General features: G+C 41.1%; 15 protein-coding genes. 5 read left to right on the top strand and 10 right to left on the bottom strand.

What is annotated here, in order from left to right; all coding sequences use genetic code 11:
• Positions 1–77: 77 nt before the first annotated feature.
• The 5 genes from NO989_RS11215 (at position 78) to NO989_RS11235 (ending at position 6,430) form a co-directional block, all read left to right on the top strand.
• Positions 78–1,349 (top strand): putative O-glycosylation ligase, exosortase A system-associated, encoded by a 1,272-nt coding sequence (locus tag NO989_RS11215; RefSeq protein WP_371342540.1) that lies wholly within the window; start codon positions 78–80, stop codon positions 1,347–1,349.
• Positions 1,350–1,400: 51 nt separating this feature from the next.
• Positions 1,401–2,591, top strand: a complete 1,191-nt coding sequence (locus NO989_RS11220; protein ID WP_371342541.1) for a glycosyltransferase family 4 protein — start codon at positions 1,401–1,403, stop codon at positions 2,589–2,591.
• Positions 2,588–3,679, top strand: coding sequence for a polysaccharide pyruvyl transferase family protein (locus NO989_RS11225; protein WP_371342543.1), 1,092 nt, complete (start codon positions 2,588–2,590; stop codon positions 3,677–3,679). Before NO989_RS11220 ends, NO989_RS11225 begins: the two co-directional genes overlap by 4 nt.
• A gap of 88 nt (positions 3,680–3,767) precedes the next feature.
• A complete protein-coding gene (locus NO989_RS11230) occupies positions 3,768–4,871 on the top strand; it encodes a polysaccharide pyruvyl transferase family protein (RefSeq protein WP_371342544.1) in 1,104 nt (367 codons plus the stop codon).
• 110 nt (positions 4,872–4,981) lie between these two features.
• Positions 4,982–6,430, top strand: a complete 1,449-nt coding sequence (locus NO989_RS11235; protein ID WP_371342545.1) for an oligosaccharide flippase family protein — start codon at positions 4,982–4,984, stop codon at positions 6,428–6,430.
• Positions 6,431–6,536: 106 nt separating this feature from the next.
• On the opposite strand, the gene NO989_RS11240 is transcribed toward NO989_RS11235, so the two are convergent.
• The 10 genes from NO989_RS11240 to NO989_RS11285 form a co-directional block, all read right to left on the bottom strand.
• Positions 6,537–7,460: a polysaccharide pyruvyl transferase family protein gene (locus NO989_RS11240; RefSeq protein WP_371342546.1), complete on the bottom strand. Its 924-nt coding sequence runs from the start codon at positions 7,458–7,460 to the stop codon at positions 6,537–6,539.
• Positions 7,457–8,779, bottom strand: coding sequence for a glycosyltransferase (locus tag NO989_RS11245; protein WP_371342547.1), 1,323 nt, complete (start codon positions 8,777–8,779; stop codon positions 7,457–7,459). The genes NO989_RS11240 and NO989_RS11245 overlap by 4 nt, the downstream gene beginning before the upstream one ends.
• A gap of 2 nt (positions 8,780–8,781) precedes the next feature.
• Positions 8,782–9,681, bottom strand: a complete 900-nt coding sequence (locus tag NO989_RS11250; protein ID WP_348667591.1) for a glycosyltransferase — start codon at positions 9,679–9,681, stop codon at positions 8,782–8,784.
• Positions 9,668–10,990, bottom strand: a complete 1,323-nt coding sequence (locus NO989_RS11255) for a hypothetical protein (RefSeq protein ID WP_371342549.1) — start codon at positions 10,988–10,990, stop codon at positions 9,668–9,670. Before NO989_RS11255 ends, NO989_RS11250 begins: the two co-directional genes overlap by 14 nt.
• A gap of 71 nt (positions 10,991–11,061) precedes the next feature.
• Entirely contained in the window at positions 11,062–12,171 is a 1,110-nt protein-coding gene (locus tag NO989_RS11260) for a glycosyltransferase family 4 protein (RefSeq protein WP_275444200.1), read from the bottom strand.
• Positions 12,168–13,232 carry an acyltransferase gene (locus NO989_RS11265; RefSeq protein ID WP_239300763.1) on the bottom strand — a complete coding sequence of 355 codons (1,065 nt, stop codon included), beginning with the start codon at positions 13,230–13,232 and terminating at the stop codon, positions 12,168–12,170. Before NO989_RS11265 ends, NO989_RS11260 begins: the two co-directional genes overlap by 4 nt.
• On the bottom strand, positions 13,222–15,102 hold the full coding sequence (asnB, locus tag NO989_RS11270) for an asparagine synthase (glutamine-hydrolyzing) (protein WP_371342551.1): 1,881 nt from the start codon (positions 15,100–15,102) through the stop codon (positions 13,222–13,224). The genes NO989_RS11265 and asnB overlap by 11 nt, the downstream gene beginning before the upstream one ends.
• A 12-nt stretch (positions 15,103–15,114) precedes the next feature.
• Entirely contained in the window at positions 15,115–16,188 is a 1,074-nt protein-coding gene (locus NO989_RS11275) for a GNAT family N-acetyltransferase (RefSeq protein WP_283626615.1), read from the bottom strand.
• Positions 16,188–17,204: a polysaccharide deacetylase family protein gene (locus NO989_RS11280; protein WP_283626614.1), complete on the bottom strand. Its 1,017-nt coding sequence runs from the start codon at positions 17,202–17,204 to the stop codon at positions 16,188–16,190. The genes NO989_RS11275 and NO989_RS11280 overlap by 1 nt, the downstream gene beginning before the upstream one ends.
• Entirely contained in the window at positions 17,197–18,306 is a 1,110-nt protein-coding gene (locus tag NO989_RS11285; protein ID WP_020743977.1) for a glycosyltransferase, read from the bottom strand. Before NO989_RS11285 ends, NO989_RS11280 begins: the two co-directional genes overlap by 8 nt.

Consider the following 18,306-nt stretch of genomic DNA (forward strand, 5'->3'; position numbering starts at 1 on the left):
ATGAAGCTTGAAAAAAGTAGTACTACAAAGACAAGTAAAAACGAAAATAAAGAAAAAAAATAATAAGAGACTAGTTGATGGTTACAGATATTTTCATGAGCTTAATTTTATTAGCTCTGATGTTTTATTCTTTTACTCGGCCGCATGTAGCTGCATGCATGGCGGTGTGGATAAACCTTGTTAAGCCTCAGAATACTTCTTTTGCCTTCTTGGCTGGGCAGCCACTTTCTTTAATTACTACGGCATTATTCTTTTTAGTTTTAATTTTTAATTTTAATAAGCTTCGTGTTCCTAAAAGCAAATTTTATCACTTTTCGATGATAGGTTTTATGTTTTGGATAACAGTAGCGTCATTTTTAGGTGAATTTCAAAACCTCGTTTGGCTTAAGTATGACTTTGTTATAAAAACACTTATCTTTTCGTACTTTATCCCTTTTACTCTTACCAAAAGGGAACACGTAGAAATGTTCATCTGGGTGTGCGTAGCATCTTTCGGTTTGTTCATTTCTATGGCTGGACTTAAAACCCTTTTAGGAGGTGGCGGGTATGGTGTATCGCTAATAGGTATTGGAGGCTTTATGTATTCAGAGGGGTCTACTCTCGCGACGCTGGCGGTTTGTTTGCTTCCGTTGATCTTCTGCCTCCGAGCCTCGTCGCAAATCGCTAAAAATTGGAAAACATTTAAGTGGTTGTCACTAGCTTTTTCGGCACTTGCATTGCTTACTGTTGTGGGTACACAAGCTAGGACTGGATTAGTTGCGCTCGCGGCATTCATAGGCTTACTGATGAAGAAACATAAGGTCAACCTAAAAGTAATTGTAGCTATATGCGTTATACCCGTGGTGATTTATGCTGTTGCTCCTCAGTCATGGTTTGCCCGAATGTCCTCCATTGGGGATTCCACCACGTCAGAAAAGTCCGCGATAGGTAGGTTAGTTGTATGGCGTTGGACAATAGACTACGCGTTAGAAAGGCCCTTTTTTGGCGGGGGGTTTTATAGTTACAATGCTAATGCTGGTGTTCTGCACCAATACCAAAGGGGTCAAGAGATTACAATCAGCCAGCGAAGCGGTAAAGCATTTCATAATATCTTTTTTGAAGTATTAGGGGAAACAGGCTTTGGGGGGTTGTTTTTCTTCTCTAGTATCATTTTGCACACACTTAGGTCAAACAAAAAAACTCGTTCAATAAAAGGCACAGAGTCAAAGGACATTAGTAGTGCTCTGAGCCAATCAATTTTAATTTATTGTGTTGGTGGCTTTTTTGTAGGAATAGCATTTTATCCTTGGATATATTACATCTATGGCGTGTCCATAGCATTGAATGGCATTGAAGAAGACAATGAGTAGAGGTCATGTTAACTTTATGTTTTTCCTTGTTATATTTGTGAAGGTGGTTTAGTGGGCACTATTAAAGGTTCAATAAATATTCCTCAAAGATATAGAGTCGCTATTGATGCGCGGTTTGTTCTTCGCCCCTTGCGAGGAATGCCGCAGTACGTTTATATGCTATGTCAATTATTACCTACAGTGATGCCAGAAGTTCACTTCTTCTTTTTCATAAACAAACAATTTGAATACAACGATGATAAAGATAATTATGAAAAAAGACTGAGTAAAATAAGCAACTTCTCGAATGTATCTGTCGTAAACATTAATGCTGAAACGGAAATGCTTTGGGAGCAGTGGTTGTTACCCAAGAAACTAAAAAAATATAAAATCAACCTTCTTCACATGCCAGGTAATAGGGTTTGTTTACTGTCTCGCGTTAAACAAATAACCACAACCCATGATTTAATGGAGTGGCACTCACTCAAAATACTTCGGTATTATAAAAACCGCAGTTTGAAAGAGAATTTTTATTTCTTTAGACAAAAAGCTTATTTGTGGACTGTATATCGACTTGGTCTCTCATTTTCAGACCATGTTTTAACAATATCGCAATATTCAAAGCGTGATATAACGCAGAGCTTTCCAAAATTAAAGAATAAGAGCTCGTACGTTTATCATGGTATCCCCAGGGGGTTTAAGCCTCCAATAGACAACACATCTAAACAAGGCGTTCTCATGCTTGGCGGCGACAGTCATCAGAAGAACCCAGAGAACATGTTAAAAGCATGGGCGCAGTTACCTAAAGAGTTGCAGAGAGCACATCCCCTCACTATTTTAGGGTTTGTTGGAGGGGAAGACTCTATCATTTCCAAAACCATTCGAGCATTGGGAATTGAAAATGACATTATTATAAAAGGCTGGGTTACCGAAGATGAGCTTATTCAAGCAATGCAAACCTCAAAAGTGTTTATTTTTGCATCGCGCGAAGAAGGCTTTGGGTTTCCTCTTGTGCAATCAATGGCTTCTGGAACACCAGTAGTAACTTCTGAAGCTGACGTGCTTATAGAAATTGGGCAAGATGCGATTTGTAGCGCAAAAGCTGAAGACTTTCTTGCGTTGAGTAGTGCTGTAGGCAGCCTCCTTACAGACGAACAGCTCTACAATGAAAAAGTAAAAAAAGGCCTAACGATTTCATCCAAGTTTACTTGGGAGCATACCGCCGAACATATTGCCTCTACATATTTGACATTATTGAAATGAAAATAAAAAAAGGAATGTATTTCTTGATATCCAAGTTGGTGGAACCTTTGCGATGGCGTTTTGAACTGTATTTTGCTGAAAAATTTGATCTTTATGGCTCACTTTCATTCTACTTAAAGCAAAAGTTTACGAGGAAAAAATACTTAAAAACCGCTCCTGTCGTTTACATTTATGCAAACAAAAGAAACGTTGGGGACTATATTTCCCATCTTGGTTTAAAAGAAATAGTGGGTAAAGACGGCCCCGACCTCTTTTGTTCTCCTGTATGGTTAAAAGAGTTTAAAGCGCACATTGACTACTTAAAACAGCATAACCCAAATGTGCTGCTGGTAATTGGCGGAGGAGGGCTTTTACAGCCAGTCTTTGAACCTTTTTGGCACGTTGTACTACAAAGTGGCTTGCGTTTCACCGCGCATGGTATTGGCATTAATAAGATGTCTGGAAGAGGGGAAATGAAAGGTGATTTATTTCCTAAAATCGCGAAAGGCGCCGACCATTTAGGCGTGAGAGATGAATACACCTTCAACTTTTTAGATCAATTTGCACCAAATAAACTAGTTCTTACCGCTTGCCCCTCAATAAACTATCTGGTTCCACGTTACTGGCAATCACAAGCACGTTCTTCAAACGTTCTTTTGCATCTAATCCATCCGTCAGATGTAAGGTTGGCAGGCGCTGACCTAGATACAATATCAAAAAATCTGATGGCTGTAGCTGAAGCTTTGGGGTTGGAATATCAAGAGCATACTAATATGGATTCTTCTCATGTTCGAATGTTGAAAAAGGTAAGTAATGCTCGCGTTATTGTGAGTAGTCGTCTGCACGGCTGTATAATGGGTTTCGGTATGGGAATTCCTTTCTTGCCGTTACTGTGCGATGACAAAATGAAGGCATTCTTGACATCACACACGGAAGTTGACGGGGTTGATGTTAAGCAAGCAGAAGACGCATCTGTTTTGAAGCATAGAGTTGAGTCGCTTCTAGCTGAATGTAGCAGCAACCGAAGTAAGCTTGATGTGAAGCTTGCTGAAAATGCAGAAGCGGGTAGTTACATAAATAGCCTAGCGTCAAAAATCGCCAAAGATTAATCATAAATGCAATAAAGCGGCAAGCCATGGTGTTAATGCAAAAAATAGTTTTTGGAATTGCGCGCATTGAACAAAATAAGGGATAGGTATGAATGTTACCTTTAGTGGCTTCTACGGTATGAAAAATACGGGCGACGATTGCTTTTGCAAAGTCGCAGAGTGGGGAGCGCAGCATTACTGGGGCGCTGATACCAGTTATTTCTTTTCTAAAAAAATTCCTAAGCTATCCAACAATGCAAAGCCGATTATGAAAACATTGCCATATCGTCTGCAGTTCATTAACGAGTTATTGTTAGATAGGCATTTTAAGAAAAATAAGAATCTTGTGTATTCTGGTGGTTCCATCTTCCACGGCAAAGACTGGTGGGAAATGGAATATGCCAATAAAAACTTTGAAAAGTATGATTTAAAGATTGGGGCTATTGGGGTTTCTGTAGGTCCCTTTGATTCGGTGGCACACGAAAAGAAAGTTATCGAGTTTATGAAACGCATGTCTTTTCTTTGTGTTAGAGACCTTAAGTCTTATGAATTGGTGCAGAGTTACAATTTAGACTTACCTTGCACACATGCCTTCGATCTTGCTGGGCTGTTGCCAAAGGTTGACAAGTTAGATTTAAAAGCAAAGCAGGAGAGCACTAAATCGACCATCGGGTTAGCACTGTGTTCGTTCAGTGGAAAAACAGGAAAAGTGCGTCACGAAAATAGCGAACGACTGCAAATTCTGGCGTCCGCAATTAATACGTTGAATGCTAAAAGGGGCGGTGATGTTACGCTTAGACTCTTTGTGTTCAACGGCCATGAATTGCACGGTGACATGGCTGCAACGCAGGAATTTGTTCGACTTCTTGACCCGACTGTGAGCGTTGAGCTGTTCGACTATGTCACCGACCCTATGAGTATGTGGCATCAGATTGGCGACTGTGACGCATTTTTAAGCTTTAGACTACATGGCGCAATTTACGCGTTTATGGCTCACGTTCCTTTTTTATTAGCCGAAGTGCATGAAAAAGCCAGCAACTTTCTTAAAGATATTGATTGGCCAGAGAAATTTCGGGTAGGGGATTTTGAAGTGTCGCCTGATAGTTTGGTTAGTATTGTTGAAAAAATGCTGGAAGGGCACGACTTTTCGCAAAGTATAAAGCGTTGCGAGAATGACGCTGAAAAAAACTTCACGCATGCCGTGTTTGACTGAATATTTCACTGACTCAAGGAATGTTGATAAATGAAAGCTGTTGTGCGTTCTACATCAAGGCTTCTTGATGTGTGCTTTGTGTGGAACACAGTCGATAAGGATTTAAAAGTTTGAACTTAGCGAGAAAAGTGGCCAGCAGTACGTCGCTGATCCTTATTGTTCGATTATTCCAACGCGGCATCGGTATTATTAGCCTGCTGATTCTTGCGCGTTTATTAACGCCCCAAGATTTTGGCGTAGTTGCAATAGCTACAATGCTTGTCTTTCTTTTCGATACATTGTCTGAGGGAGGCACTCAGCAATATATTATTCAGAAGAAGACCCTGGATGATAGCGATATTGTAACGGCATGGACGATTTCAATATTGTCTAAACTCGCGCTGTTTGTTGCGCTGCTTGCACTTACGCCTGTACTGGCCAACTTTTTGAACGCACCAGAAGCTGAATCTGCGATACGCGCTATGGCACTTGTGTTACCAATTTCTGCCTTTGCTAGCCCCCAACTCTTTATGCATAGAAGAGATTTGGAATACGGCATCATTTCTAAAATACTCTTGATTGAGAGAGTTGTGAGTTTCTTAGTTACAGTGGTACTGGCTTTCATTTTAGAGAACTATTGGGCCATGATAATAGGCGTGCTGGCAGCATACACCAGCAAAACACTGCTCTCTCATTGTTATGCGCCTTATCCTTTGAAGTTTTCATTGAGCCGCATAAAGGAGCAAATGAGTTTTTCATTGTGGATGCTCATTCGTTCAATTTTGGGGTACGTGCGCGCCGAGTTCGACGTGATTTTCATTAGTAAAATGTACGGTGCAGATCAGCTTGGTGGTTTTAGCTTAATGAGAAACCTTTCATTCTTACCAAGTAGAGAAATAATCGCTCCTGTATCTAATGTATTCCTAGCAAGCTTTTCTGAAATAAAAAGAAGGGGCGATCCAATTGGAGAGCACATTGTGGTAGTGCTTACCATATTGCTGTGTGCGATTTTTCCGGTTATTGGTTATTTACACGTTTTTAATCAGGAGCTTGTTTCGCTGTTTTTAGGACAGCAGTGGCTGCCCTTTGCGCACTTATTACCGCTATTAGCCGTGTTCACCATTACATTTGCCGTGTCGACTTTTGTTCAGCAAGGGCTTATTGCAAATGGTGATGTAAAGCTATTGTCGGTTTATGAAATGGTAACGTTGAGCTTATTATTAGGCCTGTTTGCGTTTTTCTTCTCAGGCAGTATGGAAGAATTTATTATCGCAAGGCTAGTATTCGCTTTCACTGTGCTGGGCATCTTGCTGGTGTTTTGTTCTATGCGGTTTGGGCTGCCCGTGGTTAGCTTACTGTTTATGTGTGCGCTGTTGGCCACGGCGTGTTTTGGCGCTGTCTTATCAGCACAAATGTTGACGGGGCAGGGAATACTCTATCTTGTATTAGGGAGTGCTCTATACTTTGGAGTTTATCTTGTAGCGTGTTTATTTTTTCTGTTTTTATTTAAAAGGCACAGAATACTTGAAAAAGTTAGTTCGTTAGGCTTGCGCTTTATTCGCTCTAGGCGGGCAAGTTGATTTAATGAAGAGTTATTTAGTTGTTAAATCGAATGAGTTGCAGCGTTCCTATTGCTGAGCATACTTAAAGTATGGTCAGCAATAGATAGCTTAATAAATATTGCGCTTATTCTTTCCACACTACGTTTGCGTATTTTCCTTTAAGTGAATACTCGTAAATAGCGCGTATTTTAAAGTAGTTATTACCGTATAGATTTACTTTTTTACCTAACTTAGTCGCCGCAATGGCTACGTGCAGTCTGTTGGTGTTCACCGTTTCAAAGGCGTTAATGTGAGATAAAAAACGAAATGTAGACAGCTTGGCGAGCTTAGGTTCGCATGAACTCAACTCATACAGTGCCGATACGTCAACGTTGTCTGAGGGAATGGGAATGTCAGTTTTTTCAACGTCTATTCTAAATGCATTGAGTTCACCGCTTTGAGGTTTGCTCGGGTAGGGATGACCAAACAGTGATTTTAAAGTGTAGGCAAGGTAGTGCTTCAGCGATATACCAAAATCTTCATTTTTAAAGAGTGCGCGGCGCTTCAATTCTGAACCAACACTACCCAACGCCGATTGGCTGGCAGGTTTTGATAGCATCTTTTCCACATCTGCGCTTAATACCATGTCATCGTGAAGGTATACGTTGGCTCTTGTTACCATTTCGCTAGCAAATTCGTAAGAAACTCGTTCTCGACAAAAGAGATGAACGGTTTCAGGAAGCGATTGCAATAACTCTTCTGCACCAAAAAGCGTGTGAGGTAACAATATAAAGGCTTTCACGCGAGAAGCGTATTTTTTGATGTAATAACCAACACGGCTATTTTCACCACCAAAATTGCCGCCTCCACCATAAACAAGAATATCATTGTCTGAAATATCTTTTTCTGACTGGCAGCATTTGTACTCTATATTGTTTCTTTCAAAAAATTGATACGTTGCACATGCGATAAGTGAGTCACCTGCATTGCCAGGATTGGGCAGGTAGTTTACCTTTCCACCAAGCTGTTGGATTAACACTACCAACTCATCATCTTTCTCTTTATTCATTTTAGTTTCTTTTCAATCCAGCTATAACAATCGTCAAATGCATCCTGCTCTTCATAAAGATAATGCATGCCATGTAAGTCATTCACTTTTACTGCGAGGTTTGAGTGCCATTTTACGTCGCTATTTTGTTCTATCTCGTAGTCTCTTATCACGTCTTGCATCATTTGAGTGGCTACGTCGCAATTCCTGTTATTTAAAATATACTCTCTTGGAGAGAAAGTTCCCTCATTGTTTAATAAACTCAATACCTTAGATTCAAGATCTTGCTCGTTTGCAAAGTAACCTGTTTGTGCATTTATAAAATCGTATTTTTCACCGTAATTATGGTTTTCTCTCATTATTACCGGTGTATCACACAGCATTCCTTCAATAATCGCCCTGTTGTTACCCTCAAACTTTGACCACAAGACGTTTATTTTTGCCCGCTTATATAATTCAGCGACTTCTTGAGGTGTTATCCATTCGTAAATCTTTACATTGTCAGCAAGCCCCATTTCATCTGCATACGAAAGGATATCAGATTGTGATATGTCACCAGGGTATCCGACTAATACAATCTTGAAGTCGGGCTTTCTTGACACTACGCCCTTCAAAGCTTGGAAAAGTGCTCTGTGACGCTTGTACTTCGCCCATGCAGCCACAACAATTAAATCTATGTCTCTTTCTTCATCTTTAAGGGGGGGAGCGAAATTCTTATAATTTATAAACCAGCTTGGGCCGACCTTAATTGGAATAAGATTTGAATTGAGTGCTTTAACGAAGTTGTAGTCTCTTTCTTCATAGGTTTGAATGAAAATTGGGAACTTTAGCTGCGTGTAAATAAGAATATTCGACTCGCAAAATCCTGCCCAACTAGGCTCTAGAATGAGATGATAATTTTCTAAAATTTCTTCTGCTTTGAAAAAGCGTAGGAACAAAGGGAAGTAGTAACTATAGTTAATAATAATTACGCCTTTCTCAGACCCATTTGGCTTTTTCAGTACGGTGATAATTCCATTTAGCATCTTTTCAGGTTCGGTAAAGAATTCCGCCGTATTTGATAGAGGCTCAACGGCATTAATAAATGCGTCCTGTATTTCGTTTTCATATTGCTGACCGTTAACGAAATACCGTTTAGCGTACTCTACACCTAGTGAGTAACTGCCAGACCACCCCGTTCTGAAAACTGCTGAAACCAGAGCGAACGCCTTACTTCTAGAACCAAGTTTCCATAGTGCAAATGCACATAACCTTACACACGCAACAAGTAGCCCTTTTTTGCTGTTGTGATCGAACTTAATAAATTCTATTAATCGATCCTTACTATGTCCCAACTTCATATTTATCGCTTCTTTTGGGTGATTAAGTTAACAAAAGTTCGCAATATGCGCTTAACGCTCATAGCATTCCCTTTGCATAGAAAAAGATTTAACGAACATTGCAAAGAGAAAAGGTGATCGTTTTTCTCTTCAGCGATATAAGAAAAAATAAGATAAGCACGGCATTTAGCTTCTTTTTTTAATGTGCTGTTTCTCAATTCTTCGTCGTTGAAGGTTTCATCAAGAATTTCGAGATGTACAGGTAATAATGAGCGTGCATTGCGAGACGTAGATTGTGGTTGTACCCTATAATCTAAAAGCACTTCGTTACATAGAACGATTGGATGCTCTTTAGCAATTTGAAGCCATAGTTTCCAGTCTTCCAGCGCCACTAAAGACTCATCAAACCCACAAAAGCTTTTAAAAATATCCGACTTAATTAAAAGTGATGAAGTAGTGATAAAATTTTCGACAGCTAAATGCGCGAATATATTTTCGTCATAAAGGTGGCTGTAAGTAGAGCGGTAAACCGTTTTGTCCTCGTATCCCAGACCTACATATTGCGAGTCGCAGTGCGACCATACCGCGTCTCCAATTGTATCTAATTGGCGTTCAAGCTTGTTTGCATACCATACGTCGTCCGAGTCACAAAATGCGATAAAATCGCCCGTAGACTTCGAAATAGCATTGTTGCGGGCCGCAGAAACACCTTGATTTTTTTGTCTCATAGCAATTATGCGGTCGTCACGTTCTGACCATGCATTTATAATGGTCCACGTCTCATCTGTGGAACCATCGTCAATCACTATAAGCTCAATATTTCGGTGAGTTTGATTCAGCACACTGCTTATTGATTCTTCTACGTAGTGAGAAGAATTATAAGCAGGCATAATGACACTCACTTTTTGATTATTTTGTTTCATTTTTTAGTGTGGATACTTTACGTTTATAGGTAAGAAACAAAGGTGGTCTAGCATATTTTCCAAGCGTGTCGCCTTTTGTTAAGGAAATAAATAGCCTTCCTTGCTCAGCATCATAGTCGGCTCCACCTATTGCCAATCCTTTGTACCTTGCGGGCAAAGGAAACTTGCCGTGTTCGTAAGGTTGAAGATTGTAGGGCATTGTTAAATTAAGCTTGGCTTTCAGTAAATCTACCACGTCCCATGCCCAATAAAAACTATAGTAATCAGATGCATCGTATGGGCATGGACCTCCGCATTTATGTCCATTGTTTTGCTCGATTTTATAGCCAATACCACTTTCGTGACCAGCTGATTTACCCAGTGTCAAATAAGTGCGTGTACCAGGGATAATGAAACCAAAAGAGGCCCCCGAAGACAGTGTCCACATTTTGTTTAACCCGTCTTCATTAATACTTAAGGGTTTAAATTCCGGTTGATATTCATATACGCTGTGGTCGTAAAGTGGGTTTTTCATGGAAAAGTCGAGCAGGGCCTGTGTTTGAACAAACCCTGACGGACCGTAAATAACATCTTTTCTGGGGTTAAAGGCAAATGCCGTCGGGCCAATAGACAACCTAGAGGATATCGCTGCGTTAGATTGTGAGCCCGTGATGTGCGAAGCGTCAAAAAGGTCGGTTAAATTAGACGGAATTTCGCTTAACCAGCCAGCTGCATGAGCTGCGCCTTGTAATTGGTAAGGGCCGTACATTTTGCTCTCAGCAAGGTTATTTGCATTCCATATCATAATGCTCGTATCAGTTTCCGTGGCCGTTGCATCATACCAGTTGATGTAGTTGACCATTAACGCATTATCAATTTGCTTAATGCCAGTAATGCGAAAGTAACCCCCAATACCTGTTGAAACTCTTGGGTTATTTATTAGCGGAATAAAGTTCTGCAGAACAGTTTCGCCTTTCACAAAATCCCTCAAGTCTTCTGACTTTGTTATTGGAGGGATAAGGAATTCACCAATGCCTCCTAATCTTGGGTTGCTAGCCACAAACATCGATTTTTTAGATGTACTAAGACTGAAAATACCCAATGAAAAATCGACAGTTGAATTCTCCGCTTTGCCAGCGCGTTTGGTCGACAGCCGGAAACCGCCTTCGTATTCCCATGCCGAAATGTCAAGTTTAGGAGAATGAATTAATTCGTACGCTTGGTTTACTTGCGTGCATGTTAACAATGCTTTTTTCTGGTTTAGCCCCAGATATTGCGATACTTCTTGTCGTTTATCGTCACATTGCTCACTGGCAGAAGCTTTAGTCACACAGGTTGAACCAAAAACACTAACCACAATTAGCAGGAGGAGTTGAGTCGAATGTTTTGTCAAACACATAGTTATCTTCCTGTTATTTCCCGATAAAGGTGAGCGTATTGTGCCACCATATTCGTCGCATTAAACTTTTCGCAAAATACCCTATAGCCATTGGCCCCCATTTCTTTGAGAGACATGGGGGATGAGCAAAGTGTATTGATAGCGCTAGTGAATGCCTTCTGATTTGCGTTTTCTGTAACCAGGCCAGTTTGTTGATGCTCAACAATCTCGGAATTTCCACCTGCATCGGTAACAATACAAGGCTTAGACAATGACATAGCTTCAAGCAGCGTCATGGATGTGCCTTCACTCAACGAAGAAAGTAGAAAAATATCCATAATGGCAAGATGGTGGCTTGGATCTTTTATATAACCAGTAAAGCGCACATGGTCTTCAATTCCTTCTTTTTGCACAAGTGCTTCAAGTGTTGGTCGCATTTCACCGTCTCCAACAAGTACAAGAATTAAATTTTGATTTTCTTTCAAAGCTGCTGAAAATGCTTTTATCATCATTTCTTGATTTTTAATCGGGTCAAAACGCGCTATCGTGCCAAGGACAATACTCTCTTCTGGAATGGCTAATTCGCTTTTTGTAATGGCCTTTATTGTATTATCGACTTGAAGTGATTTAATGCCGTTATAAATAACGTCTATTCGTGCTTTAGGAATAAACTCATATTCTTCGAGCGCGTCTTTGGTGGCGTGCGAGATTGCAGTTGCCTTTTTAGTTGCTCTCATTAGAACTGGGTTTACAAGCTGGCGTTTCCAGCTCGTTGAATCAGGGTAAAATCTGCCGTGTTCTGTGAAAATAACTTTGGCTTTAGTGAACAATGAGGCAAGCGTGCCGTAAACCCAAGGAGTATACTGATGGCAATGCACGACGTCGATGTCATAGTGCTCGATATGCCGTTTTAACGATTTAATAAGCGAAGTGTCAAAGCCAGGTTGACGATGAGCGGTAGAGATATCCGTGCCAGCTTTTCTCAGCTCTTCTCCCCAAGGTCCTAAAGGCTCTTCAATACAGAATATCGACATCGCAATGGAACGATCAGAATTGCCGTCAATAATATTCTTTATTACCATTTCAGTGCCGCCAATACGCATGTCATAGGTAACGTGTAGAACTTTAATCATATACCTTCCATCTTCATCTTTTGAGTTCTATCGTTGTGCGCACGGGACTGCGAAAACGAAAACTTAGAGCGAGACTTCATAAAAGGCAACTCTACGAAGCGATACAGACACTCAGACAACAGCAGAGTAATAAACAACGCCGCTACGTAGTAGATTGAAAAAGCAGTGTTGTTAAGGTCGAGTTTATTTAATACTGCAAGTGCGTCAACGTGCAATAAGTACATGGCATAAGAACGTGTAGATATGTGCATGACAGCGCGCGACGCTATACCTGTTGGATTGAAGTTGGTTTGCTCGCCCCAGACAATCCAAATCCCAAACATGAATGCAAGCCCCAAGCTGCTAGGGTCACCGATTTCCCACTCACGATTGTACCTGGCGATATAGAAAAACGCGTAGGCTGCAATTGAAGCAATAAAAAAAACGTTAATTTTTTTCTGTGCTTCACCCCAAACATGCTGCCTGTAGTGCTTCAAATAAGCTAGTAATACACCCATCGCACAACAATCTAACCTAACGTGAGTTTCGGTATGAGAGGAGTAAAGTTCGAGGTAACGAAAAATAGAAGGGCAAACTAATAACGTTAATAAGACGAAAACTTGATACTTTTTGTCGAGAGCTAATGTAAGTACGAACAATGGGGCAATAAATAAGTAAAATTGCTCTTCCACGGATAAAGACCAACTTACATAGAAAACACTAAGATCACCAAGGTAGTTTTGCAAAAAGAACAGATGAGGCCAGGGAAAAGAGAAATCTTCTTTTGTTAAGTAAAGCTGTAAAATAGTGACAAGTAGCACAGCATAATAAGCTGGCATAGTTCGCATCCACCGCCTGATCCAAAAGCGCGGTACATCAATATCACCAAATTTTTTCTTTTCCAGCAATAATTGGTTGCCTATTAGCCAGCCTGACAACACAAAGAAAAGGTCCACGCCAGTTCCTCCGAATTGAAACGGCGCCAAAATGGCAGGTGCACCAAAAGCTAAAATGCTGTGTGCGGTAAACACTAACATAATGGCGAGAGCTCTAAAGCAATCCAATGAAAAATTACGCTGCATATTTTGCAAACCACATTTGATACATCAACATACTCCACAGCACTATGCCGTGATCGGCTTTGCGTGTTTGATGCTCGTGCCAAAGTTTGTTTATTACACGGCTATCAAATACGTCATTTAGTCCACACTGAGCACGAAGAAGTCGAGATTCAGATAGCTCTTTTAGCTCTCCTCTAAACCACTCATCTAATGGCGTGCTGAAGCCCATTTTCTTTCTATACAGCAGTGAATCGGGGATAAAAGGCTTAAAGACTTCTTTAAGTAAGTATTTTTTCTCACCGTCGCGATATTTCTGTGAAGAGGGTAGGGTAGCGGCGAACTCTGCAACTTGGTAATCCAGAATCGGCGCCCTTACTTCTAACGAATTTGCCATACTCATGCGATCAACTTTCACAAGGATATCGCCTGTCATGTAGGTCTTGATGTCGGTGTAAAGAATTTTGCTTAAATGATCCGGACCGTCGGCTTTGTTATACATGTCTAAGGTATATTGACTAGGATGGTAATCGGCGAGCTGCTGTGCAACCTCAGGCTTAACTAAGCTTTGCCACATTTCATCTGTCATCATGCTGTTAGTGATATAAAAGCCCATCGCCGGTTCGTGAGACAAGCTCGTAAGCAACGACTTGGCTTTTTTTCCGACCGTGCCAGGCACTTTTCCTGCCAATTTCGCTAAATGTGGAAAAACGGATTTTCGTACCGATTCGGGGAATTTGCTTCTTAGCTTGTTTTCGACATCGTCAATCGAGTACTTTTCGTAGCCAGCGAACATCTCATCGCCGCCGTCTCCCGCGAGCGCAACGGTTACAGCCTTTCTTGCCAGTTCCGAAACGAAGAAGGTCGGCACTAACGAGGGGTCAGCAAAAGGTTCATCAAAAAAGCTCACGATATGTTCTAGTCTGTCGCTAACGTTTTGGTGAACGGTAAATTCATGGTGCTCTGTTTCGTATTTTTCAGCTATTTCACGAGCGAAATCCGCTTCGTTAAATGCTTTATCATCAAATCCTATGGTACAGGTTTTTACTGGAGTTTCGCTGGCTTGTGCCATCATAGCGACAACACCCGAGCTATCCACACCGCCGCTTAAGAAAGCGCCAAGCGGAACATCACTGATCATTCTTTGTTTAGTGACTTTTTCAAGTAAGGTCTTTAACTGCGCTTTATTGGCATCTTCACTGGCACTTGTGGTGTTTTTAAAGCTCAAATCCCAATATTCATGAATGCTGAAACCGTCTTTATTAAGAATTAAATAATGAGCAGGTGGTAACTTGTGAATGTGCTTAAAAATACTCTTTGGGTCGGGAACGTATTGATACGCAAAGAAGTCATATACGGCGTCTAAGCGAATTTCCCTTGGAATGTTCTTCAACGCCAATATAGCTTTAATCTCAGAGCCAAACGCAAATCGACCATTATCATTAAAATAGTAAAGGGGTTTTTTACCTAATCGATCTCGTGCAATAAACAGTTCTTGCTTGTTTTTGTCCCACAGAGCAAAGGCAAACATTCCGTTTAGTTTATCTAAACACTTGGTTCCTTCGCGTGCATATAGCTCTAAAATAACTTCGGTATCTGTATGGCTTTTAAATGTAACACCGTCGTTTTCAAGCTCGGCTCGCAATTCAAGGAAGTTGTAGATCTCGCCATTAAAAACAATAACCAAGTCACCCTCTTTCGAGTACATGGGCTGATTGCCTGCTTCTGAGAGATCAAGAATACTCAGCCGCCTATGACAAAGGCCGATATGTTCATCGATATACATGCCGCTGGCATCTGGGCCTCTGTGATGAATAGCCTTGTGCATAGCTTCTAATGAAGTTTCACCGCCTTCGTTGAAATTAAAAAGGCTAAATCCTGCAATGCCACACATGAATGGTTATCCCTACAAACTGATATAAGGCCGAAGAATTGACCCAGTTACAATGGTAAATTTTAAGGGAAGTTCACGCCAAATGTTTTCGGCTATTTCTCTTACCCTGCTTGAGCCTGACTTAGCGTCGCTTTTAGCGTCTATCAACTCATTATTTTTATCAAAACTCTGCCAGTTAAGCAGTTGAGGTTCTGCGCCCCATTGTTTTTTAAATTTATATGTGCCTTCTTCAAAGGTTGAGCGGCCAAAGTCAAAAACTTTCACGCCATTGTCGGCGCAATGGGAAAGCAAAGACCAATACAACAACATATTAGGAGCAAGGCGATTGAAGTCACGAAGTGTTGAGGCCCATGGAATAGAAGCGTTGTCACCCGATTTTATGATAACGCCACCACCAATAGGCTGGCCATCGTGATAAACCACGCTAATTAAACTACTTTGACCGTAACTTTTTATAATTGCCTTAAACCATTTTTCGGCATGAACAGGAGAGCCGAGATCTCTCATGTTTTGAGCATATACGTTGTAGAAATCACTTACTAGGACGTTCGATGTGCCTAACTCAAAGGTAAGCCCATTTTTTTCCGCCTTCCTTATTTGGCTGCGTAATTTAGATTTGAAACTTGATAACAGTATTTCACTTGACTCAGGCAGTGGCAAAAGCATACGTACTTTTTTGTTCTCAAACTGGATTTTGTCTAAAGGTAATTGTTCTATACCTCTAATTTCCAATTTTTTTCCTGTTACGTTTCGTATCTGCGCAACAAGAAGCGCACGCATGTCATTTAACACCTTGTCGTTGTCGGCTAAGCCATAGCCTACATCGCAATAAGGTAAAGAACATATTTGCTTGCCCAGCAAAGGTATATTCATTAAAACAGCAGGGAAAACACCAACAACTTGCCCCGTATTAGCACATGTGGCAATAACGCCAAGCATTGAATGACCGTAAGCGGCCTTTACCGCTTCAAGCCACGCAAACTTGTGATAAGCGGAAGCATTTTTGTGTCGTGATACATAGGCATCCCACAAAGGTTTGTCGCTGGCTGACGCTATTCGTAACTTTGTATTTTGTTGTGCCGTCATTAATTTTGCTCACCTTTAATAACACCGCTTGAAGCGCTGCGGTTACTTAAATGCACCTTGGCTTCTGAGATAGTACAAAATTTAACATTGGCATTTTTCGCTAAGTGTTGCGTAACAACCTCAATGCGCTGGCATATTGTTTCAAATGCATTTGGCCCGTCTAAAAGGCCCGTTGCTCCGTCGATTAAACTAGAGCTGTGTAAGTACATATGAATAATGGGTTGTTTTTTCTGAATACTTTGATCGACTAACGCAAGCATGTCTTCGATTTCGGTAAGCTCTGGACTCAAATAAATCTTTCTTAAAAGTTTACTGTGCCAAAGCAGACCGACAGATTTAACCCAATTAAAGGGCGGTTTAGATAGTCGATTGTGAATGCGTTCACCAAGAGAGAAGTTTTGAATATTAAACCCTGCGGTAACAGGGATCTCAAGCAGTTGACGCTGCTCTCCAGGAGCCAATGCGTTGTCAAACGAAGGCCAATAAGGCGATTCTGGTGCACCTAGGCAGCTAAAATAGTCGTTCCTGTAAAAAGGATAAACGCTTGAATCTACTACATAGCCTCTTGATGCAAGTAATCTAAGCATTTTGGCACTTACGCCCCATCGCCCGCTTCTAAAGGACTGTGGGCGAACGCCTATTTCGTCGTGTAAAAGGGCGTTTAGTGCATCGAGTTTTTGCTCTACTTGCTCTAAAGGAAGGTTTATTACGTGAGATTCCGCTTCGGTTGTCTTACCGAAATAGGGAGGGTTACACCAAGGGTGTAGATGTGCTCCAATTTCCGCGCTGTTAGACTTAGCAAAGGTTCGCAGAGTTTGACTGCCAACATTATTGCTTGCAACGGCGTAATCAACAAAATACGTAGGACGGATACCAAGACTTTCACAGAAAGTTTGAAATGCAGGAAGCTTTTCAACGTTTTCAACTGAACAGTTATGCTGCGGAAACTCTTCGTCCCACTGCCATTCTTCTTCAGTATCAATAGTTAAAACAAATAACACGTCCTGTTTATGCATTTACACTCTCTTTCAGGATTCCTTCGAATAATTCAAGGTATTCATCAGCCATTCTCTTAGCAGAGAAATTGGCTTCTACAAACGACTTTGAGTTTTGAGCTAGTGAGGTGGCGAGTGCTTTGTCATCTAGCAGTCTCTCCCAATCTTTCTCAAGCTGCTTGCTGTTGTGAAGAGGAGCCAATAAACCAGACTCGTTGTGTGTTATTAGCTGGTCGATACCCGCAATGTCATAAGCAGACACCGGAATTTCCATGGCGCATGCTTCCATTAAGCAGCGAGGGATGCCTTCAAGCGTCGACGTCATTACGAACAAGTCAAAGTCGCGCAGCAGCTGTAGCCTGTCATTTCTAAAGCCTAAAAAATGAATGTCGCTGGCACTAGCCAGTGTTTTTGAATACGCCTCTAAGCTGGGGCGGTCTTCGCCGTCACCCAGCAGTACTAATTCAATATCTTGACGCTTTTTATATAAAGACTCGAAGCAGTCTAAAATGGCTTTTATATTTTTCCGGCTGATCATTTGGCCCACAAAGCCAATGGTCTTCTTTTCTTTTGGCTTGTCTGTTTTTGTTTGTCTAACGGCTTCTACTTCAGACAAGTCTACGCCATTTTGGATATACTCAAGCTTGTCAGGCGATATATTAAACTTCTCCACATCACTCATTAGTTGCTTAGAAAGTGGAACAACTTTGTCGGCAAAGCGCATCGACTGACACCCTAACCAAATAAAGAGACGGAGTTTCAAGTCGGCAGCATTTTCAAAGCCGTGGGGTGTTACAACACACGGAATACCTGCTTTTCTAGCCGCCATTACGCCCAAAATATCTGACTTATAGCCGTGAGTGTGGATAATATCGATATCTTGTTCTTGAATTAAATCCGCCAATTTCGAAACGGCACGCAGGTCAAAACGACCCTGCATAGGAATGTGGTGAGTTTTTCCTATCGCTTTGAACTGTTTTACTAGCTCTAGCTCTTCTGTACCCGGCTCTAAGGTAACAACAAGTTCACTCGAAACACTATCTGGCAAATGCTTTGATAACGCTAACACCCATCTTTCTGCACCGTAAAAACCGGTTGAACAAATAAACTGTAAAACTTTCAT

It is taken from the genome of Alteromonas sp. DY56-G5 (genome assembly GCF_041414725.1).
Lineage (GTDB): Bacteria > Pseudomonadota > Gammaproteobacteria > Enterobacterales > Alteromonadaceae > Alteromonas > Alteromonas macleodii.